A 25,949-nucleotide genomic window follows, 5' to 3' on the forward strand; every position below is an offset into this window, starting at 1 on the left:
GGCTTAAGTCCGAGGGTTTTTATTAAGGTTTAATTATGGGTGCGTTTTACAAACATTCGTCTAACAAATAAACGATTGATTCATAGTTTTTACCAACTGCTTCTGACATAGCCATTTCACAAGTTTTAGCACTTGAATAATAGCCTTCGTATTCCTTGCATTTTACTTCTATAGCTTCAATATGAGTTGCAGATTTGGTCAATTCAGGAAATAAAAAGCCCCTGTCGCCTGCCATACCGCAACAACCCGCTGATAATGGTGTTGTTACAGATTCGGCCAATTGATTGGCTATTGACTGGAACTTACCTACCAAACCCATTTTTTGCAGCGAACATACAGGGTGTAAAACAATTTCTTTTTTCTTCTTTACTATCTGTGCTTTAGGTAAAACGTAGTCGGCCAAAAAATCAACGCTGTCAATAATATTCAACTTGTCGAATTTTCTCTTATTCTCTTCAGTCAACACCGACCGACAATGGTGAAGTGTGTAAGTACAAGAACTTATATCAAGCACAACCGGCCATTTGCCGCCATCAGTCCAGCGCCAAATATCTTCAATCATCTCATTTGATTTATGCTCGTAAGCTTTTGCAAATCCTTTGGATGAGTAAATCTGTCCACAACAGGTGTGTTCAATTTCTTCAGGAATATGCAAAGTTATACCCACTTTATGAGCTACACTCATAAATGCCTCAATGGTATTTTTTTTTCCATCAACCGAAGCGCCCATTACTCTTGAAATGCAAGTTGGAAAATAAACTACTCCAACTGTTCCATTGTCCAATTGAATGCTTTTATTCTTATAAGATGCTGAATTACTAACCTTAAGTTGCTCTGACCATAATGGCATTGCTGGAACCACTTTTTTAATGGCTCCAGTAAGATTGGTCATAGTGGTTTTTCCAAACACCTTATTTACCCCATCTCCTATTGTTAGCCCTGCCTTTACCAAAGTGCTAACCGTTGTGAAATTCTTTGAAGAAAACAAAGCTATGCTATTGGAGAAATCTCCATGATTTTCCCTTCTAAGTCTCTTCACTAAATCACCCGTGTTAATATCGACAGGACAGGCAGTTGCACACAATCCGTCAACAGCACAGGTATCCAAACCATCGTACTGATATTCCTGCAACAATTGTTGATATGATCCACTATCTCCCGACTTTTTCAAATTCTGCAGTGCCCTTCTAACAACAATTCTCCGGCGAGGAGTCATTGTGAGGTTTCTGCTCGGGCATTTATGCTCGCAATAGCCGCATTCGATGCATTTATCTACCTCTTCTTCAACTTGCGGCAGGTCTTTCAGATTTTTTATATGTGCTTTTTTATCCGCATTAATAATAACTCCGGGATTGAGCAAATTATGAGGATCGACAACTGATTTAAGTTGCTTCATCACCTCATACAATTCGCCCCCCCATTCAGTTTCAATAAATGGGGCCATATTACGACCCGTTCCATGTTCAGCTTTCAATGTTCCGTCATACTTGTTCACCACAAGTTCAACCACTTTGTTTAAAAAGCGATCATAACGTTCAATCTCCGCTTCCGAATCAAACGCCTGCGTTACAACAAAATGAATATTACCATCTTTGGCGTGTCCAAAAATAATGGCATTATCATACCTAAACTCAGTAAATAACTGCTGCAAGTCGAGAATAGCGTCCCCTAATTTATCAACTGGGAATGCAATATCTTCCAAAATGACCGTAGTTCCGCTAGCTCTCACTGCTCCTACAGCGGGGAACATACCTTTTCTCAATTTCCAAAGAAAATCTTGCTCAGTCTGATTGGTTGTAAACTGAGGAGCATTAATCAGTGATATTCCTGATGATACTGCTAAAAATTTATCGACTTTACTTTTTAATTCATCCTGGCTGTTATCCTGAAACTCAACCAATAATGCCGCGGCCGTTTCTGGCAACGATTTTAATTGCTCAGGAACTCCTTTAATATGCTCTATTGACCGCAATGAAGCACGATCCATCAGCTCAACAGCCTCTGCCCCGGCAACAGTCAAAGGAACAATGGCCTGACAGGCATCGTAAATAGTTTGAAAATAAAGTAGAGAAGTAGCTTTATACGGGTAATCAGCAATAGTATTCAAAACAGCTTCTGCAATAAACCCTAAAGTACCTTCGGCCCCTATTAAAAGATGGGCTAAAATATCCAGTGGTTCATTGTAATCAATAAATGAATTGACAGAATAGCCTACTGTGTTTTTAGTTTTATATTTTCTCCGCACCAAGGCCGTCAGCCGTTCATTCCCGACTATAGATTGACGTAATGATTTTATACCCTCGTAAATCTCCGGACACTCAATTTCAAATCGGCCGTAGTCTTCCTTTCGCTCTGTAGAATACACCTTTCCATTAGGAAGGATAAAACGAATATACTTTGTAGTATGATACGAATTGTTAACCACACCACAGCACATTCCGCTAGAGTTATTGGAAAGAATGCCACCCATCATGGCAGAGTTAATGCTTGATGGATCCGGACCAATTTTCTTTTTATAGTTTTTAAGACGGGCATTTACCATTGCACCTATCACACCGGGTTGTACCCGTACCGTTATCCCATCTTCTTCAATAGTAACCCTATCCCAATACTGGCTCAAGTCGACCAAAATACCATCTGTAATCGACTGGCCTGACAAACTGGTGCCACCAGTACGAAAAGTTAGCGGTATTGAATTTTGATGAGAAAATTCAAACAAACGAATTATTTCCAATTCAGTTTGCGGCAATACTATGGCTTTGGGTTGCAGGTGATAAAATCCTGCATCAGAGGCGTAAGAAACCAAATCTATAAGACGGGTTTTAATACGATCTTTAGGTAAAATCGACTCTAATTCTTTTCCAATCTCCATTCAATTGGTTTGCTAAATCAATAATTATTGTTAACTAATTGATAAAATTAATGATTTATATTTCCACTTCCTGAGTAATAATAGTTTTGCTTGTAAATACTGCTTTAGATTGACGGCTTATCATCAACAATAAAGAATAGGTAACCAATGAGTTAATTACAATTAGCTCAAACCCCATTGAATACCCGAAATAAGCTTTGGCAAATTGTTCCGCCAGGTAAGTAATAATCGGCGAACCAATACAAATAAACGGAACCCATTTATCGGCAATAGACCTTTTGGTAATCATACCAAATGCAAACAAGCCAAGCAAGGGCCCATATGTATATCCTGCAGCTTTGAATATTGCATTTACTACAGAATCGTCATTCAGCACCTTAAATATTAATACAACCAGTAGCATAATTACTGAAAAAACAATGTGCACTGTATGACGAGCTCTCACCAGCTTTTTTTCGTCCTGATCCTTTTTCTTAGCAAAACCTAAAAAATCAACACAGAAAGAAGTGGTTAAAGCCGTTAAAGCTGAATCAGTAGTAGCGAAAGTGGCTGCAGTTAAACCCAGCATAAATACAATTGCCGGCAATGCTCCTAAATGTTTTAAGGCTATTTCAGGGAAAAGGTGATCAGGAGTCCCTAAGGCAGCAACTGATAAATTATTGGCCTCTGCATAGGTATATAACAATGCTCCCACGCTTAAAAAGAAGATATTCATTATCACAAAAATCCCGGTAAAGGTGAGCATGTTCTTTTGAGCTTCACCAATGTTTTTGCAACTCAGATTTTTCTGCATCAAATCCTGATCAAGCCCTACCATGGTTAGGGTGATAAAGATTCCGCCTAAAAATTGTTTCAAAAAGTGATTCTTATTACCCATGAAATCCTCCCAGAAGAATAATTGAGAATATGTACTGCTCTTTACAGTTTCAATTGTTTGAGCAACATTCAGGTTGAGACTTATTGAAATAAAGTAAATTGATAAGACTACTGATGATAAAAGAAAAACGGTTTGTAAAGTATCAGTAATAATAATTGTTTTAAGTCCGCCTTTAAAAGTGTAAGAAAAAATCAAAAGCAAGCAAATGGCAATAGTTACCCAGAACGGAACATTCCATGCATCAAAAATAAACTTCTGCAAAACGATAACGACAAGATATAGCCTAAAGGCTGAACCTATTGTTCGTGATATCAGGAAAATCATTGCTCCTGATTTATAGCTCCAGAAACCAAATCGTTCTTCCAAATATGTATAAATCGATATTAGATTAATACGATAATACAATGGGAGTAAAACCGTTGCCACAAGTATAAATCCAACTGCATTTCCCAGAACAAACTGAAAATAACCGAAACCACTGTTGTGTACCGCTCCTGGCACGGAAATAAATGTCACTCCTGATAAAGCGGTACCAATCATTCCGAAAGCAACGAAATACCATTTTGAGTTTCTGTTGGCAATAAAAAAACTCGAATTATCTGATGAGCCCTTTGAAGTTACATAAGAGATAATTGTTAAGAGCAAAAAATACCCTATCAGAAAGCAAAGCAAAGCTACCGACGACATAATAAATTGTTTTTCTTTTAAACTAACACCTGATTGATGATTGCCCTATTTAGCAGCACTAATTGCCTTACGTACGCTTCCGTGTTTTTCAAGCAATTCTGCTGCTACCGTCCTGTTCAAGCCGGTTTCTTTCATGATAATATTGATGCCGCGATTATAAAGCTTATGGTTGGTAAACTGCATGTCAACCATCTTGTTTCCTTTAACCCTTCCCAGCTGAATCATAACAGAGGTGCTAAGCATATTCAAAACAAGCTTTTGTGCTGTTCCGGCCTTCATGCGTGTGGAACCTGAGACAAACTCAGGCCCAACGACAACCTCTATAGGGTAGTTGGCAAGAGCAGCAACCGGACTACCAATATTGCAAACAATGCATCCGGTTGAAATACCCACATTGTTAGCAGTTTGCAGTCCGCCAATTACGTAAGGTGTTGTTCCTGAAGCAGCAATACCAACAACCACATCCTTCTCGTTAATATCATACTCCAAAAGATCTTTCCAAGCTTGCTCGATATTATCCTCAGCAAATTCAACCGCTTTACGAATTGCTTTATCTCCTCCGGCAATAATTCCTATAACCAAATCAAACGGAACACCAAATGTTGGAGGGCATTCAGATGCGTCAAGAACGCCTAAACGCCCACTGGTACCCGCTCCAATATAAAACAGACGCCCTCCTTCCTTCATCTTTTGAGCGGTAACAGTTGCAAGCTTTTCAATTTGAGGAATTACCTTACCCACAGCATCTGGCACTGACCTGTCCTCATTATTGATATTAACCATGATATCGCGCATGGTCATTTTTTCCAAATGATTGTAATTTGAATCTTTCTCTGTCGTCAACTCCATTGCTTTACTATTAAGATTTCGTAATTAATCGTTTAAAATTCTTTATTTCAGTTCACTAAGGAACGGTAAATCACTTCCTGTATATCAGGACGAACATTCAGCTTACCCAAATTATTATTATCTCCTCCATCAGGGCAAACTCTGTTCGATAAGAAAATGTATAACAAATCATATTTTGGATCGGCCCATACACAAATGCCCGTAAAACCTGTATGCCCGTAGGTTAACGGTGATACACTTAACGATGGATAGGGAGCTTTACTGGTGGCATTGTCCTTTTCAGGTTTATCAAACCCTAATCCTCTTCTGCTGATCTCACTTTGATATGAAGTGAATAAATCAATTGTCGATTTTTTAAGGTATCGTATGCCATTTAGCTCGCCTCCATTTAACAGCATTTGGTAAACCTGTGCCAAATCATAAGCGTTACTGAACAATCCGGCATGACCGGCAACGCCACCGAACATAGCTGCTCCGGGATCATGAACATCACCTCTTAATTGTTGCAAACGGAAATACTTTTCCTTCTCGGTTGGAGCAATAACCTCTACAGGAAAGTGCTGCAATGGCGAAAATGAAGTACTCGTCATACCCATTGGCAGATAAAACGTATTGCGGACATAATCACTTAGCGATTGCTTAGTAATACTGGCAACAATTTCACCCAGTAGAATAAAATCATTATCACTGTAGATGTACTTACCTGCCACACCAAGTTTACTGTTATCAACTCTACTATAGATAGTATCTAAATAGCTTTTACGCATGTACATATTTTCGGCAATGCGCACACTATAAGCTTCTGATGGAGAATTGCTGTAATAACCCGACTTTGGCTTACCTGATGCATCTAAGGTTTCTTTATAAAACGGTATAAAGGAAACCAAACCAGCTTGATGTAATAAAAGGTCCTTTACTTTAATTTTCGCCTTTTCAGCATTACTTAGCCAAGGAACATATAAACCAATGGGGGCGTCTAAATTCAACCTACCCTCTTCATAAACCTTCATCACAGCCATGGTAGTTGCTGTGGTTTTTGTAACCGAAGCTAAGTCGTAAACCGTTTCGGTAGTTACCTTTTCAGTTGAGTTGTAATTGGTGGTTCCGTAAGCTTTTAAAAACCCAACTTTGCCTTTTCTGGCCACCAAAACAACACAACCAGGAGTTGCACCCTTTTCAATTGCATTTGCTGCAATAGAATCAATTTTTGTTAGCGTTTTGGGGTTTAAACCTGCTTCCTGAGGACTTGAAACAGGAAAGTAGTAATTATTGGTAATTCCACTTCCATAAACATATTCATTTGAAACAGTTACAGGCAATTTACCCTTGGCCGTAATCTTTCCTGTTAACAAATCAATTGCAACCTGGTGCATGAGAGGATCATCCTCATAACAAGCCACCAAATTTTGCGCAACGGGCATTTTGGCAATTAAATACGGATTACCAAAAACCAAACTTAACGTTTTAGGTTGCTGTTGAAGCTTGGTTAATAACGACAAAGCCACATTACTGATTCCAAAATTATTAGCAGGGTATTTTTTGTATTGATGCACCCCTAATACTATTGCCTCATAACCTTTTGCAAGTTTTTGAATAAGCGTTGCTGCTTGCTCTTCACTTGCCTGATAGTCGAAGTAGAAGCAATCCACTTTAAACTCCTTTTGTAACTGCTCTGCAAAGGAATTTGATTGAGAAAGGCCAAATCCTACGTAAGCAAGTCTTTTAACTTTATTCAATGGAATTAACGAGGAATCAGTTTGTTTTAATAATGTGATTGCCTGCCTGTAAACATTTTGCTTAATTACGGCTACATCTTTGTTCAAATCTTCTTTTAACTGAGCGATTTGAATAGGTTTTAAGGTATCTAACCCTAAATTATACTTAGCCAATAACACTTTTTTAACCTTTTCATTAACCTCTGCCTTCGTAAGTTTCTTCTGACGAATGGCTTTTAAAGTGCTTTTAATACTTCCTTTTATATCGCCCGGTAAACACAACATATCATTTCCGGCAATCAATGACTGCACTGCGGCAGCGCCCTGCGGATAAAACTTAGCCACACCTTTCATTTCAAGTGCATCAGTAAAAGTAAGACCCTTAAATCCAAGCTGATTTCTCAACAAACCGGTCACGTTTCTTTGAGAAAGTGAAGTTGCCTGATTTTTAGTAGTATCAATTGCAGGAATGTACAAATGAGCTACCATCACACTTCCAACACCTTCATTTATCAACTTTTTAAATGGATACTGCTCTAGAGAATCTAACTGATTAAATGATTTATTGATTACTGGCAAATCATAATGTGAGTCAACTGAAACATCTCCATGGCCTGGAAAATGCTTAGCACAGGCCATTACGCCGGCATTTTGCATACCTTTCATCAACTGGGTACCGAACAGGGCAACTTTATATTTATCTTCACCAAATGACCTGAAGTTGATAACTGGATTTAACGGATTGTTATTGATATCCACAACCGGGGCATAGTTTACATGAATACCAATACGCTTGCATTGTTCGCCAATGGATTTCCCCACTTTGTAAGCGACTGCCGCATCGGCAACAGCGCCAATCGTTAATTGATCCGGAAATGGAGACACGTCAGAAAAGCGCATTCCTACTCCAGTTTCCCCATCAACACAAACCATCAATGGAATCGATGAAATTCCCTGCATCCTGTTAAGAAACTCAGCTTGTTGCTCGGCTATTCCCTGAAATAGGCAAACAGAACCTATTTTATATTTTTTAATATGCTTTGCGATGTCTTCTTCGTAAAACACAACTTCTTTGCCTTTACGTTCAGAGGCTCTCAAAACAAAAAGCTGGGCTATTTTTTGCTTTTTAGACAGTTTTTTGAATACACTGTCTACCCAAAAATTGCCCCTTGGAGAAGGCTGCAAAAACTGCTGCCCGAAGGCAGCAGTAGTGCAAAAAAATAAAACAATAAATAAACATTGCTTTACCATACAACCTAACATCAATTTTTTCTTCATACTTTCTGTATGTTATATACTATTCGTTTTTTAAACAATCCAATAAGCCGCCCAGCTCTTCCCTACTTCAAAACGTCTAATCTCTTACCTGCAAAACAACGCAAACTAACGCCTATTCACTTATTTAATTTGCATCAATACGCCCTCAATATGACAAATGTAAAAATTAAATTTTGTTTTATGCATTTCATTAAAATAAAAACGCACAAAACCGCAATTCAACTTACACTTAAACTATCTATGTAATTAACTTCATAGCAACTCATCAATACGAACGAATTTGTAGCCGCTTTTTACAAGCTCATTTATCAATCCTGGCAGATAATGATAGAACTTATCTGTTCTTCTTTGGTCGGTTCCAATGTGTATAAGCAGTATAAAACCATTCAATCCATTTTCAGAAGCAGCCTTTTTCTGAATTGATTTATAAATTTCATCTGAACTCAGGTACTGCTTACCCATTTCAGGCCAGGTATAGTCAGCCGTAGATCGTGTACCAGGTGTAAAGTTTATCAACTGCAACCCTTCCTCCTTAGTCCAATGAACAATCGAGGTGTTGTACCATTCATATGGAGGCAGAAAGAATTTTGCATCATCTTTACTAATTCCAAAATGAGCCATAGCTACATAACTATTTGTCAAATCATCAACAAACTTTTTATAGTTAATCAACAAGCTATCTCGTTTCATCCAATCACAGTACAACAAATGCTCATCAGAATGCGAACCCAAATAATTACCCTGACGCCGCAATCTTTTTACCAACGATTTTAATTTCGGATTACGGTAAAAGCGTCCCGTGAAAAAGAACGAAGCTTTAATATTGGCATCTTGCAAGGTTTTATGTACAAAACTACCTCCATCGGCGTATTCATCTCCGGTAAATACCAGTGCGATTTCATGCCTTAAAGTATCACCCCTTATTATTGCTCCATAGGTATCAACTACTTTTTTCTAAGGAACTCCTCCTGAGCCCCTTGTTCTTTTGCGGCAAGCAAGTAGATCAACGATGCTGTCCCATCCATTGTGGGCTCATTGGTACTGTAATCACCATAATCATCATGATAAACAGCCAAATCCGATTGAAAAACTGCATAGTCATCCCGCTGATAAAGCTTTATCCCTTTCAAACCTTTATAGATTGTCCCGTAAACTGGACCATCCACCAAGCCTCCATCAATTGGAAAATCATGCTGTTGTGTAAATGCTGAATGAGGATTCTTAGGAGTATCACCATTGCCCGGCAACCCGTAAACCATACTAGTTCCCCATGGATTGCACCCTAAAAGCCAATCGAAGTTGGCTTGCTCCAACTCTGCAAATGACTTATCATTTGTTAATCTTGCATACAATGAACATTGAATCGCAAAAGATGTGGTTAGATTATTTGAGCACCAGATGAACGGAATCCCTCTGTTGAAAGCGTTTTGGGAGGCTTTTTCAGCAACTCTCAAAATACCCTGTTTGTAGTAATCTGTTAAAATCGCACGATCCTTAGCGTTTGCTTTTTTACCAAGTTCGGCGTGTCCAAAATTATGAAACGGATACCATTGATAATGCCTGGCCGTATCTGCCCCCATCCAAGGAGTAACTTTTTCTTGCATGCTGTAATTCCAAGCATCGTTATAGTATTTCTTAACTCCATTTAGTTGAAACAGAGCTGCAGCACCCAATTCCATATCATCAACCCAGTTATCCTCTTCATAAAAATAAGGTGCCCTATTTGGAGCTGTCTGACAAACTCCGGGCTTCTGAACACCAAGAGAATACGCCGACAATGCCCTTTCTTGCAATAACTGCACTAACTGAGCATCCTTTCCCTTATACAATTGTGCACCTAAAGCGAAAACACTTACAAATTTTCCGGCAGTAGAAGCCACTCCGGTTGACCTGTTTTGATACTTACCCAAACCCTGAGGCTTACCTGTTGCAAAATACACCGGACGACCTTTTCCTCCTCCTAATCCATAGTCAATTTTATCTTCATTTGGCAAACGCATAATTTGATGATCCCGATCATCTGCCAATTGATTAAACATCCAATCAGCACGTGGATGCATTTTCAACAGCCAATCAATCCCCCATTTTGCCTCATCCAATACATCCTTTATTCCGTTTGTTCCATCTATCCCGTTGGCCAAATATTTATCAGTAAATACAGCAGGAAAATCGCGATAAGCCGCCAACAAATGATAGGTAGCATTAGCCGATGTGGTTACATATTGTAAATAATCAGAAGCATCATGCCAGCCACCCCAAACATCAATGCGCGTAGAATCAGGCATTGGCCCATACATTGTATACCCATCAGTAGTATGGCAAGAGTCTTTCAAAAAAGGATTAAAACCGCTTCGTTGCTGACGCATGTAGCGCAAAGCGAAATCAGCTGTTCCTTTATACACATCAGAAGAAATTTTAAATACAGGAGATTTGGCTTTTCCTGCCTTAAGATAAAAACTACCGGTTTGTTTGAATGAAGTAAAATTCAATCGATATGATTCCTTAAACGGACCGTAGGCACCAAACGCCTTTCCTGCCTTGTTTTTGAAAACCGTCTTATCATCAATAGCATTCACCAACTCGAACTCGTCAATTTTTTCTTGAGATAAACATCCCCAAACTGCCACCTTTACACCTAATGGAGTATAGCCCAGTTGATTGATACGAATCCATTCTTTAGTATCGTCGTCATTTTTAAATGATAGAAGAAGGATTGCTATCATCAACATTGCGACTTGTTTAACTAATACATACTTTTTCATTCTAATTAAAATTAGTTATTCACAAGCGTTGTTATTTTTCCACCACGTCCCTTAGAATCCAGGGCCTGAAGTTTAATAGTACCCTTGGATTCAATAGGTTGATTATACACAGCGCTCTTCTGATTAGGATTTGAACCATCGGTAGTATACACTATTTTAAAGCCGGGAAGCTGAATATTGGCCATTACTTTTCCGTTTTGAATTACTGCCCCCACAGGAGGAATTCTGTATTGATACCCCCCTGAATAGTAATCCAACCTGGGCAACTCTCTTTTTCCTATTACGTTAGCAAACGTAGAAAATGCCTGATTATACATTTTGTAAAATTCGACACTATCTTTTACCTGAGCCCAACGAGGATCCTGAGCCCATGCACGCTCTGCCAATCCTAACAGCCTTGGCAATAGCATGTATTCCAATCGTTCAGGAGTTTTTATTTTTTCTGTCCACAATAGGCCTTTAATGCCAATGATGTTTGATTTCCCATAATCTGTAAGACGGTCTTTTCCTACAAACAACGTTTGCTTAACCGGATTACCATTAGCATCCTGCGTGGAATTTCGGTAATAATCAAAAGGAATAAAACCAAATGGTTTATCAATATTAACATAACCTCCCCATCGGTGACCGGGCTCGTCAGCCGATTTAACATGAGCTAAATCAAAATAAAAGTTACTTACACAGGCGAGTACCACTTTGTAACCGGCGTTAGCCAGTCGATAAGGTAAATCTTCATAACTACCCCCAATCACATTATTCCATACATCTACCTGAAAATTATTACCGCTAAACTGGGGATTGGGAACAAATCGTTTTTTGCCATCGATGGCGGTCTTTCGTAAAGCAATCTCTTCCCAGCCTGACAATATTATGTTTTTAGATTTGGCTAACTCATCAAGCTTATTCACATAATAATACCATAGGTCGTCTGTAGTTTTCATACCGGGAGTATTCTTAATTAACTGCTGGGCAATGGGTGATTTTTGCCACGAACCAACAGGAACCTCATCTCCTCCAAAGTGAATGGATTTTAATGAAATTCCAGCCTGCATATACATTTCTTTGATCTCCTCAACCACCTCTCCAAGAAAATGATAAACCGAAGGCATGGCTACACACATCACATTATCATTATAATATTGGGCAGAAAGATAAACCGATTTATCATTCACATCACGCAGCATGAATTCTTCAGCTTCTTTCGTTTTACCTTCTTTCATTAAACGCTCATAGCGAGCATCCATAGCTTTTATGGCAGCTCGTGCATGACCAGGAGTTTCAATTTCAGGGATTACCTGAATATGCCTCTCATCTGCATACCTGAGGATTTCTATGAAATCAGATTTACTATAAAACCCGGTATTTAAACCTTCATTAACATCCGGACCAGCCCCATATACTGGACGAAGCATTTCTTTATCATCAATAGTATGACCTCGCTTGGCACCAATTTGTGTTAATTCTGGCAAGGAAGGAATTTCCAACCGCCAGGCTTCATCATCACATAGATGAAAGTGCAGTATATTCAACTTATACAGGGCCATTAAGTCAAGTACTTTTAACACCTCTTCCTTGGCATGAAAATTCCTGGCAACGTCCAGCATAAAGGCCCTGTAGGCAAAACGCGGAGAATCAATAACTGAAACCAGGGGAATATTGAGCTTTGATTGTTTTTGCTTCCATGCATTTGATGGCATTAATGTTTTCAATGACTGAACTGCATAAAAAGCGCCTGAAGCTGAGGAAGCTTCTATTTTCACCTCTTCAGCACTTACATTTAAACGATAAGCCTCACTTGGCAAACCATCAACCTTTTGAAAATGAATAGCTTTTCCTACCACTGCTGATTCGGAAGGATTATATTTTTTGCCGGTTAAGTTCTCGATCTCATTTGCCAGATATTCAGCCTCATTACGAAATGTTGCATCCGTAAAAATACCCGAAGCACTACTTAATGAAAAGCTACCGGTTGTTTCCTTGTAAGAAACCGGACTGGGGAAAACCTTTATTAAGTGATCCGCATCAAGCACTTCAATTGATTTATTTTGCTCATAAAGCACTTCTGGACTTTGAAATAATTTATTTTCTGTTGGCTGTAAAACCTTAAATTTTTTTAATGCTATGCCTTTAGTTTTATCAGAATCCCAAACCCAGTATACACCAGCCGGAACATCTGTAAAGTTTACATACTGACCATTGGTTACGAAAGAAATATGGAGACTATCTTTGGGAGGAAGAGATTTAAAAAATTCTGACGGGAACAATCGATATAAATCCCCGTTAACACGTTCAACCTTAACTCTTTTATCCACAGAGTTTATATCAATGGTTTTCATATAACTGAAATAAATATTCCAGCCAGATTTAGGTAGAGTTTCAATGCCATTATTACTTATTTCAAACTGACACAGCGATTTAACCTGACCTTTGTAGTTATTATCAATCAATTTCCACTCAATATACAAATCACTGGTATTGAATTTATTGACCGACTGAGCAAAGGTCGAAATACTTAAAAAAGCAGTCCAAATTGTTACTATCCAGAATTTCATTTCATTAATATAGAAAACTTCTATGCTTTTTCTTTAACATATGAGCCCAAACAACTGTAAAAACACAAGTAAAAAGCGCCAAAAACCGAAGTTTGAGGCGCTTTAAGAAATCTTATTAATTAAGATACCGTTAATATTTATTGGTACTATTAATTAAGTTAGGCACTTGGGAACCAGTCCCTCCTAATATTCCAGTTGAAATTAGCGTGTATTTACGTCCTGCCACCGGCACAAAATCCTTGAAGGTTCCTAAAACTTTCCCTGTAGTAGCAGTTGTGTCCAATGTCAAAGTATAAACACCGCTGGGTTCAATAGGCTGAAAACCCTTAATCTCTTTATAGGATGCACTTGAAAAAACAGTTCCTTTTACATTAGGAGTTACATTAGTTTGTGTATAGGTTACATCCAACTTTTGTTCTGTTGGGATAGTGCTTATAAACCTGATGTAAGCTTTAGTTGGATCTGGAACATTTACATCATCCTCGATAATTAAAGTGGAAGCCTCACTCATTTTACCTATAACAAACACACTATAACGCGAATTGGCTTTAAACTCGGCAGAACCAAGGTTTAATACCGCTCCAGGCAAAACCGTTGAGGAAGCCGGCACAACAGCTTTAAATGCAGATGTACCTGCCGGTAAAGCGAAATACTCTTTGCCAGGAAAAATGCTTGAAAAGGCAATCCCCTGCTCAGCTCCAGCTGTGTTCGGCCCTACTGCTGTAATCTTTTGATTATTGGCATAAAAGTTCAATGTAGGTGCATCTGGAGATAAGTGATAGATTTTCAACAATGCATTGCCATTTACTGATTCGGCACGATCAATTATACCGTCCTTTTTACAAGAAGTATTAACAAACACCCCCGCTATTAGGCTTAATATATATAGCTTTTTAAAATTATTCATGATTTTAATCTTTCGAGTTAACATTCATTATTGCTGAGAAAACCACATTTCTTTAGTATGGTAATCAAGATCTAGCCCTCCAAACACCTTTAAGGCTGCTGCATTCCAAACATACTCTGAATTATAACGAGGTCTGAAACGGTAAGCGGGTTTGGCGTTATTATCAGGAAATAAAGATGCAGGAAGAGTAAATCCTGTAAATACGTTACTATCATAATGATAGCGACGTAAATCACACCAGGTTTCAGTAAAGCCCCAACCAAACTGAGCAATGTACTTTTGCAGTAAAATCATTTTTAATGTTAAGCTGTTAGCATCTGTTGGCACAATTGCTGTTTTGCCAAGAAAAGTGCTTTTATCAGCTGCTTTAATTTGATTTGCTGCCACAGAAGTGTATTGGTTAACAAAGTCAATATGACTATCAATGCCTTTTTTGTAAGCATCCAATGCCGTTGCCTTGTCGTTTTTCAAGAATGCCGCTTCTGCTTTAATGAATTGTAGCTGAGAATAGGTCATTAATGGAAAACGAACATCATTGTTAAACAAATATTTACCCGCCCCAACAGTAGTGGCGGCAGCCGTACCCCAAAGTGTGTTTGGTCTTTGATTGGTGGTTAATGTCCCATAACCAGCATTCGGATTCAAACCATAATATGCTCCATCAGGAGAAGATGAAAGCATTAACGCTAAACGAGGATCGGTAACCCCTCCAAAAACAGAACCATTTAGCAGGCTAAGTATAAAATTTGACTGACGGAATGTGCCAAGGTTATTACGCAATGGGCCAAAAAAATTGGTATCATCATTCACTTTTCCATTAAATGGCACGCTGGCATCATCAGCATTTGAAGCTAAAGCTTTATCCACATATTCAATAACTTTAGCAGGATCATAACTTGATTTGTTTGATAGGTGATGTGCATTTAAGGCTAATAACCCGTTAACAAACTTTATCCATTTGCTACGGTCCCCTTTGTACATCAGGTCTCCTTTAGCGGCATAATCAGCTGAGATTGCTCCATCAGTTCGATTTAATAAAACCATAGCTGAATCACACAGTCTTCTCACTTCAGAATAAGCAAACTCCTGGGTATCATAATCAAACACATCGCGTTTTGGATCAAAAGCCTGTTTGATAATTATTTCACCATGATAATCTGTTAACGATTGCCATCCCCATGCCTTTAAGGCATAACCAATACCTGCCAAGTCCCAGCGCTCTTGAGCTAATGACAGGTTAATCATATCCTGAAGATTAATACCCATCTTCCAGTAAACACTACGCCATTGCTGCCCTGAGTTATCACTTGCGGCCTGGTAACCATGTCGATCCCAAGTATCACCTGCAGAATTTGATACAAAATTCTGAACGTATTTACCCAAGAATCGTGAATCATACTGGACACCCAATGCCAAATTGGATTCCATAGAAGCTAAGTACAAATTGGGAGATACCGACTGAGGTCCATTAGGGTTCTCATTTACATCAAGGTATTTTTCACAACCGGTTGCAGTAACCATAATACCGGCAGCTGCTATGATTGAATAGAATATTTTCTTCATTTTCTAATTTCAGATTTAATATTTAACAAATTATAACCCCAACTTCACACCGAAGTTAAAACCACGCGGCATTGGGAAGTTTCCAAAATCAAAGCCCGTAGCTCCACTACCACCCACTGCTGCAGAGTTTCCGTTAACAACTGGATCTAAACCTGAATAATTAGTAATAATAAATAGGTCAGTACCGGTAACAAAGAAACCTAATGACTTAACTCCTTTGATTTTAGCTAATTTCGCTTGTGGCACAGTATAGCTTAAGGTGATATCCTTTAAACGCAACCAATTAATATCCTTCTCAATGAAGTCAGCTTCGCTCAGTGCACCTGTTGCAGAGTAATAATCAGTTGAACTGCTAGCTGGAATAATGCTAATATTATTTTGAGTAGGGAATTCAGAATTCTCCAAACCATCTTTCATTACGCCTTTGAAAACAACCGGCTCATAACGGTTTAGAGTGCGCTTACTTAATCCTTTTACTGTTAATAAGTGCTCTGTTGCATTGTAGATGTCTCCACCTTTACGAATGTCTAAAAGGAAATTCAAGCCCCAGTTTTTATAATTAAATGTATTTGTCAAACCAACGGTAAAATCAGGGTTACGATCACCAACAGGCGTCCAAACACTTTGACGTAAAGGCAAACCTGTCGATGGGTTAATAAGAATATCTCCCTTATTGTTACGTTGGTAAGCAAACCCTGAAAAAGTAGTAATTGCTTGACCAGGAACAGCTCCGTTTCTGACGTTTCCATACACCCAGGTATCAGAAACGTAATACTCTTGTAATCCGGCAGGAAGAGTTAGTAATTTATTCCATGTTTTGGTAAAGTTAGCCAGCACATCCCAAGTAAAATCTTTACCCTTAACAGGAGAACCATTTAACTGCAATTCAACACCTTTATTTTCTAAATTACCACCATTCTGAACACGCAATACAGCCCCGGTAGCATAACTTAATCGTAAATCTTTTACTATTTGATCAGAAGACTCAGAGCGGTAATAGGCCACATCCATCCCCAATCGATCTTGGAAAAATTTAACCTCTGCTCCAAATTCATATGAAGTTGTTTTCTCCGGCTTTAGGTTAGGGCTTGGGCCTGTAAACCCGTATCCATACCCTCCGCCAGTGGTAGGCTGGCTTTCCAAAGCAGGAATCAAACTATAAGGAGGCGCATCTTTACCAACTTGTGCCACAGAAGCTTTTAGTTTACCATAAGACAAGACTTGATTGTTTTTCAACCAAGGTAATTCAGTGAATATAAAGCTTAATGATGCCGAAGGATAGAAGAACGAACGGTTCTTGATTGGCAGGGTAGAAGACCAGTCATTACGGCCAGTAGCACTAAAATAAACAAGATCATTATAGTTTAGCGAGAAAGAGCCGAATGCACCCATCAAACGTCGCTCTGTTAATCGCGTAACGGCTCTTTGTTTGGTAATGTCCGTATTGTTAATGGATACAAACTCCGGATCAAGGAAGCCAATGCCACTTACAGCAGTATTAAAAGTATTCCAGCTGTTTAATGCACTTCCCAACTTTACGTTACCGCTAAACTTACCAAACTTTTTATCTGCAGTAACATAATATTGTATATTCAGATTTTTGGTATTGCTTACTGCGTTATCCAATATACCACCGTTAGCTGCAGCATAATTTGACTGAGGATGGCGCAATACCTGATTTTCAGTCGTGTAAATATCAAATCCTATATTACCAACTCCTTTTAACCATGGCAATGGAGAGAAGTTTAACGCTAAGTTCGAAGCAATACGGTTGGTTTTTGACTGTATTTTATTCTTATCTACATTGAAGTAAGGGTTTTCAGCTTCAGAGGCAAAATTACTGGTCAAAAACTTACGACTACCATCAGCATTAAGATAAACACTTGCATCATCAGTACTAGGCCACAATAACAAGCCTAACATTGGCCCATAATTATTATTAATAGCATCTCCACCTTTAAATACCTGCGTATTATCAGAATTGGTATAATTGAAAGAAAGATCACTACTAAAGAATTTTGAAATCTTAGCGTTAGTCATTAAGGACAAGTTGATCTTATCTAAAGCAGAACCTGGAACAACTCCGCTTTGATTTGTATAGCTAGAGGATGCACGATAAGTCAGCCTTTCAGATCCACCTTCGAGTGCCAGGTTATGGCGCTGAGTAAATGCAGTTTGAAAAAACGGGCTAATGTTATCGTGTAATACTGTTCCTTCTGCATATTTAGGACCGAAATAGTTAAATGTATTTAGATCCGAAGCCCCTAATATTCCCTGGCCATAAACTTGTTGAACAACCGGATATTTATTGATTTTATCAAACCGGAAATCATTACTGTAATTGACACGAGATTGACCAGCTTTACCTCGTTTTGTAGTAATTACAATTGCCCCACTGGCCGCATCAATACCATAAAGCGCAGATGCTTCAGGCCCCTTTAGCACCGTAATTGACTCAATATCATCAGGATTAATATCCGCTCCGCGATTTGTAAAGTCCAAAGAACGATTGGCAAACATAATATTCGAGTTCTGATCAGAAACAAAACCTGAAGTATTAAACGTTTGGTTATCAATCGGCAACCCATCAACAATAAATAATGGTTGATTGCTACCACTTAATGAATTAATACCTCGAATAGTTACTGATGCAGAAGCACCTGGCAATCCAGAGGTATTAGTTACTGTTAAACCAGCAACACGTCCTTGCAAGGCATTTACAAAGTTTTCTCTTTGAGTTTCTGCAATCGCTTTTCCCTTAACTTCAGTTACAGAATATCCCAGAGCCCTTTTTTCTTGTTTAATACCCAAAGCAGTAACAACTACTTCCCCTAATGCTTTGGCGTCCTCCACCATTTGAACATTAATTGTAGCGTTTGACCCTACAGTCCTTTCAGCAGTTTTAAACCCTACAAATTGAAACACTAACACATCTTTTGCGCCAGCGTTAACGGAATATTCTCCAGAGGTATTAGTTTGAGCACCTTTAGTGGAACCTTTAACAATAACAGAAACTCCAGGCAAGGGCAAACCGTCTCCGGCCGAAGTAACAGTACCCTTAACAAGCTTTTGCTGTGCGGCTACATGCATCGACAAGAAGACGAAACTCATTAAAAAAGTGAGTAGTCTTTTTTTCATAATTGGATTGATTAAGTTTTTAAGTTTGACGATTTATGTTTTTGATTAAAAAAACCTTATTTAAGGAACCTTGAAGACATTCAGGCTCCTATTTCCAAAAGCATTTACTGCTATTTATACAGTAAATATTTTTCTCGCATCTTTTTATAATTGCTGAGGCCAGGTTCCCAGCTTTTGCGAATTTCTGCTTCACTTTTGCCTTCTGTAATTTGCTTTTTAAACAAATCCGTTCCGGCCAGCTTATCGATATTTCCAATTTCTTTGCTTTGCTTTGCATCAAAGAATTTCTCCTTTTGTGGATAGGCTTTGTATAATTCCATTATCCAGCTAATGTTAATCTGCTTGCTTTTAATTAGCTTTTTAACATCATATTCACGCAAATCCAAACCGTAGCATTCATTATCCTGAAAAAGCGGAGTTTCACTCATCCCTTTGATACTCTTAGGCATAAATGAAAAACCATATTGGCCTTTCAAATCAGGATTTCCCAGAACCGTAAAAGGGAAATATGTTCCTCTGCCTTGACTGACAATGGTGCCTTCAAACAGGCAAATAGAAGGATACAATAAAATGGATTGATTGGAATTAAGATTGGGGGACGGATTAACCGGCAACTTGTATAGCATACTATGCCTGTAATTTGCTACCGGAATTATTTTTAGTTTACATTTTGCCTTGTTTGCCAACCACCCTTCACCATTAATCATTTGAGCATACTCCCCTATCGTCATTCCATGGGCAATAGGCACGGGATGTATCCCTATTCCTGATTTATATTTCATATCCAGGATGGGCCCATCAATTAAATAGCCGTTAGGATTAGGTCGATCCAATATTAACAGCTCAACATTGTTTTCTGCACACGCCTCCATTACCCGATGCATAGTAATAGTGTAGGTATAAAAACGAGCTCCAACATCTTGAATATCGAAAATCATTACATCAATACCCTCTAAGCTCTCTTTGCTTGGCTTACTCATTTTGCCATACAGGGAAATCACCTTTATTCCGGTTTGGCCATCAATAGTGTCGACAACATGAACGCCAGCACTAGCATTTCCTCTAAAACCGTGTTCAGGACCAAATATTTTAACAACATTAACACCTAACACTTTCAGGCTATCAACGCTTAATTTATCTCCAATGATAGAGGTTTGGTTTACAACCATTCCTATTCGTTTGCCTTTTAATAGAGGGAGATACTTTTCTGTTTGGTCTGCACCGGTGACAATGTCGTTTTTATGCTTTAATTGAGCATAGCCTAATAACGTAGTTAATAAAAACGATAAAAGTAGAGCACAACGCCTCATAATTGTTTTTGTTTGTTTATTACATCAATCGACTACAAAATGCAAACTTCACCCTTCCAAACATAAAATATTATTCTGAAAAAATGCAAAAACACGCAAGTAACAAAATGATTACAACCGATAAAACTCCATAAAAGGCGTTAAAAGAAAGGATTGACGCAATAAATATCAAAATCATGCAAAAAAACGCAAACTACAATACTAGTAAGCAAACCTTACAAAAAAGCAAAAAAACGCAAACTATCACTAGTTTAACTGATAACTTTTCAAGAAAAGAAGGGATTTAATAACCAGAAGGGAGATTTCACTAAAAGCACAAAAGGCCAGTATTTTCATACCGACCTTTCTTTGGGTAGCGGGAACCAGACTCGAACTGATGACCTTCGGGTTATGAGCCCGACGAGCTACCAACTGCTCCATCCCGCACTGTTGTAAATTTGAAAAAGAAAGGCCGACACTGTCGACCTTTTCTTGGGTAGCGGGAACCAGACTCGAACTGATGACCTTCGGGTTATGAGCCCGACGAGCTACCAACTGCTCCATCCCGCACTGTTGTAATTTTGAAAAATAAAGGCCGACACACTGTCGACCTTTTTTTCTTGGGTAGCGGGGACCAGACTCGAACTGATGACCTTCGGGTTATGAGCCCGACGAGCTACCAACTGCTCCACCCCGCACTGTCTTGGGATTTGTTTGGCGTTCATTACCCGCCTCTCCCTTTTGGGACTGCAAAGATAAGAATGATAATTAATTCCACAAAAATTATTTAAAAAAAATCAAAACTGTATCTTTGCACCCGGAATTGCTTAAATACCTTAACAAAGGTACGAATTTCACAACTGATTAATTTTCAAGTCAATTGAGTAGTTCAATTGAGATCACCTTAAACAAAAAGAAATGGAACACAGAGCAGGATTTGTAAGCATTGTAGGAAAACCTAATGCCGGCAAATCAACCTTGATGAATATTCTGGTGGGCGAACGCATGTCAATCATCACTCACAAGGCGCAAACCACTCGTCACCGTATCATCGGAATCATTAATGACGAATCAACACAAATCATTTTCTCCGATACTCCCGGAATCATTCAACCCAAATATGGATTGCAGAAATCAATGATGTCGGCAGTTAATGAATCATTCCTCGATGCAGACGTTTTACTTGTTGTAACTGACATTAACGAAAAGCACGATGAGACTGATGTGGTTGAAAAGGTAAAAAAGTACGAAGGGCCGATAGCGGTATTAATTAATAAAGTAGATCAATCCAACCAAGATCTTGTTTCTCAAAAGATTGAATATTGGCAAAAAGAGCTGAACCCAACTGCTATTATCCCTATTTCTGCTTTAAAAGAATTTAATATAGAGGCAATTACGGGATTCATCAGAGAAAATTTACCCGCACACCCGCCTTATTACGACAAGGAGGAACTTACCGATCGAAGTGAGCGCTTCTTTGTTGCAGAAATGATTCGTGAACAAATTTTCAAATGCTGTGAAAAGGAAGTCCCATACAGCTCTGAAGTTGTAATCGTTTCATTCAAGGAAGGAGAAGATCTGCATCGTATCAGTGCAGAAATTATTGTTGAACGCGAAACACAAAAAGCAATCATTATTGGCAAAGGTGGAACAATGTTGAAAAAAATTGCATCCGCGGCCCGTTACGATATTGAAGCTTTCCTGCAGAAAAAAGTATTTCTTGAGGTATTTGTTAAAGTGCTGGACGATTGGCGCAACAAAGACAATTACCTTAAAAGATTTGGATACGAGAAATAGACCAAGTACTAAATTTATTCTATCGATATAGAATTCAGAGTGGGTGATTGGATGACAACACTCATTCCTCAAAACTCAAAATTAACATGAGCAACATAGTAGCTATAGTTGGACGCCCTAATGTGGGGAAGTCCACTTTATTTAATAGATTAACAGAAACCCGCAAAGCCATTGTTGATGACATGAGCGGAGTTACCCGTGACAGGCATTACGGCAAAGCAGAATGGCTGAACCGTGAATTTGTGGTAATTGACACAGGGGGCTATGTTACTAACTCTGACGATGTTTTTGAAACGGCCATTCGCGAGCAAGTACTTATTGCCATTGAAGAGGCATCATCTATCATTTTCATGGTTGATGTTACTACGGGTATCACTGATTTAGAAGATGATATTGCTGATATTTTACGTCGTACTAAAAAGCCAGTATTTGTTGTTGCCAACAAAGTTGACAACACCAAACTTGTTCACGAATCAGCAGTATTTCATGCATTTGGCCTAGGCGATATTTACAACATTTCGTCAATGACCGGAAGTGGAACCGGAGAATTACTCGATGCCATCATTGAGAAATTTGAACCAGAACAGGAAGACACCACGTCGCACCTACCTAAATTCGCTATTGTTGGCCGCCCTAACGTAGGAAAATCGTCCATCATCAATGCATTTTTAGGTAAAGACCGCAATATCGTCACTCCTGTTGCCGGCACTACACGAGATTCAATCCATATTCATTACAAGCAATTTGGTCATGAATTCATGTTGATTGACACTGCCGGATTACGTAAGAAAACCAAAGTAAAAGAAAACATTGAATTTTACTCGGTAATGCGCACCATCAAGGCTTTAGAAGAAGCCGATGTTTGCATTCTGATGGTTGACGCAACAACAGGTCTTGAATCGCAGGATATCAACATTTTCCATTTAGCAGAAAAAAATCGCAAGGGCATTGTAATTTTGGTGAACAAATGGGATTTGGTTGAGAAAGACAACAAAACAATGAAGAAGTTTGAAGAGCAAATCAAAGAAAAACTTGCTCCGTTCACTGATGTTCCCATCGTTTTCACTTCTGTTTTAGAGAAACAACGTATTTTTAAGGCAATAGAAGTTGCCCAGCAGGTTTACGATAATAGAGCTAAGAAAATCGCCACCTCTAAATTGAACGATGTAATGCTTGAAGTTATAGAGCATTATCCACCACCTGCATTAAAAGGCAAGTTTGTAAAAATTAAGTATATAACACAACTTCCTGGTGTTGCGCCAACATTTGCATTCTTCTGCAACCTTCCGCAATATATAAAAGATCCTTATAAGCGTTATCTGGAAAATCAGTTGCGTGAAAATTTTGATTTTACAGGAGTACCAGTAACCATTTATTTCCGTCAGAAATAAATTATAATTCATAATAGTTAAGGGTAAAGAAAATAAAGCATTTTTCTTTACCCTTTTTTCATGCTGATTTTCAACTACTAAAGCCATTCCATTTGATCAGTATCTAACTAAACATCAGAAACTTAGTGAAAATATTTTTGGTTTATTAAAAAAGAAATTTCTACCTTTGCACACGTTTTAAAAATCTAATTAAGAAGAAAACAAAATGAAAAAAGTATTTGCATTATTATTAGCGGCTGGTGTATTTGCCGTTGTAGCATGTGGTGAAGGTAAAAAAGCTGAAGGTACTGCTGATTCAGTAGCTGCTGATTCTGCTCAATCTGCTACTGTTGATTCATTAGCTAATGCTGTTGACACTGCTACTGCTGTTGTTGATTCAGCTGCTGTTGATACTGTTAAGAAGTAATTCTAACTCAAGTAATAAAAATCCCGAAGTCAATCGCTTCGGGATTTTTTTTTGTATCTACCATTAACTATTTCAACTTTATATTTCCGGCCACTGTTGCTACCGGATTACTTACAGACTTAAGTACTATCTGATCGCGGGTGTTAAGGACACGGTAAAAACCTTCATCATTCCAAAATCTTCGAGCAATTATGGCTTTCACCTGATTTTTGATCAATGCCTTACTTTTTTTAACGTCAGGTTCATTCACATTAATTTTTTGATCTTTAACCATCTTCAACAGCAGCTTTAATTCATTATCACTCATTTCAAACGAATTAACAAAATCAGTTAATGAGCTGTAGGAGTTTTGGGTTAAATTATTTCTTTCAATATAATCATAAGTATAGTCAACAATAAGCCCTTTATAGCTTATGTAGCTATACAGCGCTGAGCTCGAAGAAGTATCAATCGGTATGAATTCATCCGGCATAATCCCACCTCCTCCATATACCGTTTTACCTGAGCGGGTAACAAACTTAGGGGCATTTAAAAAAGCAATCTTATTACTATCCGCACTATAAAGCTCCCCATGCTTTAAACGCTCGCCAACTTCATTCTTATACACATTAATACCCTCTGCATATGGTTTTTGAATACAACGACCTAATGGGGTATAATACCTGGCAACGGTTAGTCGCAAAGCTGAGCCATCAGAAAATGCAACCTGATCCTGCACCAGGCCTTTTCCGAATGAACGGCGACCTATTATTGTAGCCCTTTCGGTATCCTGCAATGCTCCTGCAACAATTTCACTTGCCGAAGCCGAGTTTTCATCAATCAGGACTATTAAATTACCTTTTTCAAACTCACCTGAACCTGTCGCAAAATATTGTTCTTTTCCTTGTTTGCGCCCTTGTGTATACACGATCAGTTGTCCGTTTGGCAAAAACTCATCAGCAATTGCAATAGCTGCTCGCAAATACCCGCCTCCATTACCTCTTAAATCAAGCACCAAACTTTTTAACCCATGCTGCTTGAGTTTATTCATAGATTTCAAGAACTCTTTGTGGGTGGTAGCCGCAAAACGTATAATCTTAATATATCCTGTTTCCGCATTTAACATATAGGAAGTTTCAATACTGTTAAAAGGCACCTTACCTCTTACAATTTTAACATCCGTCAATGACTCCCCATGAGCAGATACTTTTTTTACTCCCAGGTTAACAACTGTTCCTGAAGGACCACGTAGCTGTTTAATCAGCTCGCTATTTTTTAGCCCGACTATACTTTTATTATTTACTGTTATGATTTTATCTCCAGCTACTAAACCGGCGTTGTATGCAGGTCCATCAGACACTACATTCACAACCAAAAGTGTATCTTTCAGCATATAAAACTCTATGCCAATGCCATCAAAATTACCTTCAAGCGACTCAGATAAGGCACGGTATTCATCAGGCGGAACATACTGCGAGTGAGGGTCCAATTTCGACATGATTCCGTTGATTGACTCTTCTTCCAGCTTTTCAATATCAATCGAATCCACATAGCGATCTTGTATCACCTGCAAAATGCGCCCCATCTTATCAGTTGAACGGGAAGTAAAAGGGAAATTAAAGTTTAACTCTACCGATGAGGAATCACTCATCTTAGAGCCAACTAGCATCCCAATAGCCATCATTACAGCGGCAAGTAAAGCAAAACGTAAATTATTTTTCGTCGTACCCATATAATCTGTCTCTCTTACAAATTAACACAATTAGCGTTCCGCTGTTGTTTGTATACAAAAAGAAATAGTAATATTTCGCTTACGTTTAATTATGTATTTCTTAATTTAAGGAAAATAAGCTTCATTTTCATTATGATTTAAATGAATCAATACAG

General features: G+C 38.5%; 15 protein-coding genes and 3 tRNA genes. 3 read left to right on the forward strand and 15 right to left on the reverse strand.

Annotated elements, in window-relative coordinates:
- Positions 1-46: 46 nt before the first annotated feature.
- From L2B55_RS17170 to L2B55_RS17235, 14 genes are all read right to left on the reverse strand, one after another.
- Complete coding sequence (locus tag L2B55_RS17170; RefSeq protein ID WP_237847430.1) at positions 47-2,872, reverse strand: FAD-binding and (Fe-S)-binding domain-containing protein; 2,826 nt, start codon at positions 2,870-2,872, stop codon at positions 47-49.
- A gap of 55 nt (positions 2,873-2,927) precedes the next feature.
- Positions 2,928-4,436, reverse strand: a complete 1,509-nt coding sequence (locus L2B55_RS17175; protein ID WP_237847431.1) for a sodium:solute symporter — start codon at positions 4,434-4,436, stop codon at positions 2,928-2,930.
- A 45-nt stretch (positions 4,437-4,481) separates the two neighbouring features.
- Positions 4,482-5,285 (reverse strand): N-acetylmuramic acid 6-phosphate etherase, encoded by an 804-nt coding sequence (gene murQ, locus L2B55_RS17180; protein ID WP_237847432.1) that lies wholly within the window; start codon positions 5,283-5,285, stop codon positions 4,482-4,484.
- Between the two features lie 47 nt (positions 5,286-5,332).
- The gene (locus tag L2B55_RS17185; RefSeq protein ID WP_237847433.1) at positions 5,333-8,278 is read right to left on the reverse strand and encodes a serine hydrolase domain-containing protein; all 2,946 of its coding nucleotides are present in this window, start codon (positions 8,276-8,278) and stop codon (positions 5,333-5,335) included.
- 252 nt (positions 8,279-8,530) lie between these two features.
- The gene (locus L2B55_RS17190) at positions 8,531-9,115 is read right to left on the reverse strand and encodes a polysaccharide deacetylase family protein (RefSeq protein WP_237847434.1); all 585 of its coding nucleotides are present in this window, start codon (positions 9,113-9,115) and stop codon (positions 8,531-8,533) included.
- Between the two features lie 107 nt (positions 9,116-9,222).
- A complete protein-coding gene (locus tag L2B55_RS17195) occupies positions 9,223-11,040 on the reverse strand; it encodes a glycoside hydrolase family 9 protein (protein WP_237847435.1) in 1,818 nt (605 codons plus the stop codon).
- 11 nt (positions 11,041-11,051) lie between these two features.
- Positions 11,052-13,592, reverse strand: coding sequence for a family 20 glycosylhydrolase (locus L2B55_RS17200; RefSeq protein ID WP_237847436.1), 2,541 nt, complete (start codon positions 13,590-13,592; stop codon positions 11,052-11,054).
- Positions 13,593-13,722: 130 nt separating this feature from the next.
- Positions 13,723-14,499, reverse strand: coding sequence for a DUF4397 domain-containing protein (locus L2B55_RS17205; protein ID WP_237847437.1), 777 nt, complete (start codon positions 14,497-14,499; stop codon positions 13,723-13,725).
- Positions 14,500-14,526: 27 nt separating this feature from the next.
- On the reverse strand, positions 14,527-16,062 hold the full coding sequence (locus L2B55_RS17210) for a SusD/RagB family nutrient-binding outer membrane lipoprotein (protein ID WP_237847438.1): 1,536 nt from the start codon (positions 16,060-16,062) through the stop codon (positions 14,527-14,529).
- A 30-nt stretch (positions 16,063-16,092) separates the two neighbouring features.
- Positions 16,093-19,200 (reverse strand): SusC/RagA family TonB-linked outer membrane protein, encoded by a 3,108-nt coding sequence (locus tag L2B55_RS17215; protein ID WP_237847439.1) that lies wholly within the window; start codon positions 19,198-19,200, stop codon positions 16,093-16,095.
- A 110-nt stretch (positions 19,201-19,310) separates the two neighbouring features.
- On the reverse strand, positions 19,311-20,510 hold the full coding sequence (locus L2B55_RS17220) for an exo-beta-N-acetylmuramidase NamZ family protein (protein WP_237847440.1): 1,200 nt from the start codon (positions 20,508-20,510) through the stop codon (positions 19,311-19,313).
- Positions 20,511-20,859: 349 nt separating this feature from the next.
- Positions 20,860-20,936: transfer RNA gene (locus tag L2B55_RS17225), tRNA-Met, on the reverse strand.
- 46 nt (positions 20,937-20,982) lie between these two features.
- A tRNA-Met gene (locus L2B55_RS17230) sits at positions 20,983-21,059 on the reverse strand.
- Between the two features lie 51 nt (positions 21,060-21,110).
- Positions 21,111-21,187, reverse strand: a tRNA-Met gene (locus L2B55_RS17235).
- 220 nt (positions 21,188-21,407) lie between these two features.
- Here L2B55_RS17235 and era point away from each other — a divergent pair.
- From era to L2B55_RS17250, 3 genes are all read left to right on the forward strand, one after another.
- Entirely contained in the window at positions 21,408-22,286 is an 879-nt protein-coding gene (era, locus tag L2B55_RS17240) for a GTPase Era (RefSeq protein ID WP_237847442.1), read from the forward strand.
- An 86-nt stretch (positions 22,287-22,372) separates the two neighbouring features.
- The gene (gene der / locus L2B55_RS17245) at positions 22,373-23,677 is read left to right on the forward strand and encodes a ribosome biogenesis GTPase Der (protein WP_237847444.1); all 1,305 of its coding nucleotides are present in this window, start codon (positions 22,373-22,375) and stop codon (positions 23,675-23,677) included.
- A 205-nt stretch (positions 23,678-23,882) separates the two neighbouring features.
- Entirely contained in the window at positions 23,883-24,083 is a 201-nt protein-coding gene (locus tag L2B55_RS17250; RefSeq protein ID WP_237847446.1) for a PG1828 family lipoprotein, read from the forward strand.
- 67 nt (positions 24,084-24,150) lie between these two features.
- Here L2B55_RS17250 and L2B55_RS17255 read toward each other — a convergent pair whose 3' ends face one another.
- Entirely contained in the window at positions 24,151-25,794 is a 1,644-nt protein-coding gene (locus L2B55_RS17255; protein WP_237847448.1) for a S41 family peptidase, read from the reverse strand.
- Positions 25,795-25,949: the final 155 nt, after the last annotated feature.

Origin of the sequence: Solitalea lacus, from assembly GCF_022014595.1 — a bacterium.
GTDB lineage: Bacteria > Bacteroidota > Bacteroidia > Sphingobacteriales > Sphingobacteriaceae > Solitalea > Solitalea lacus.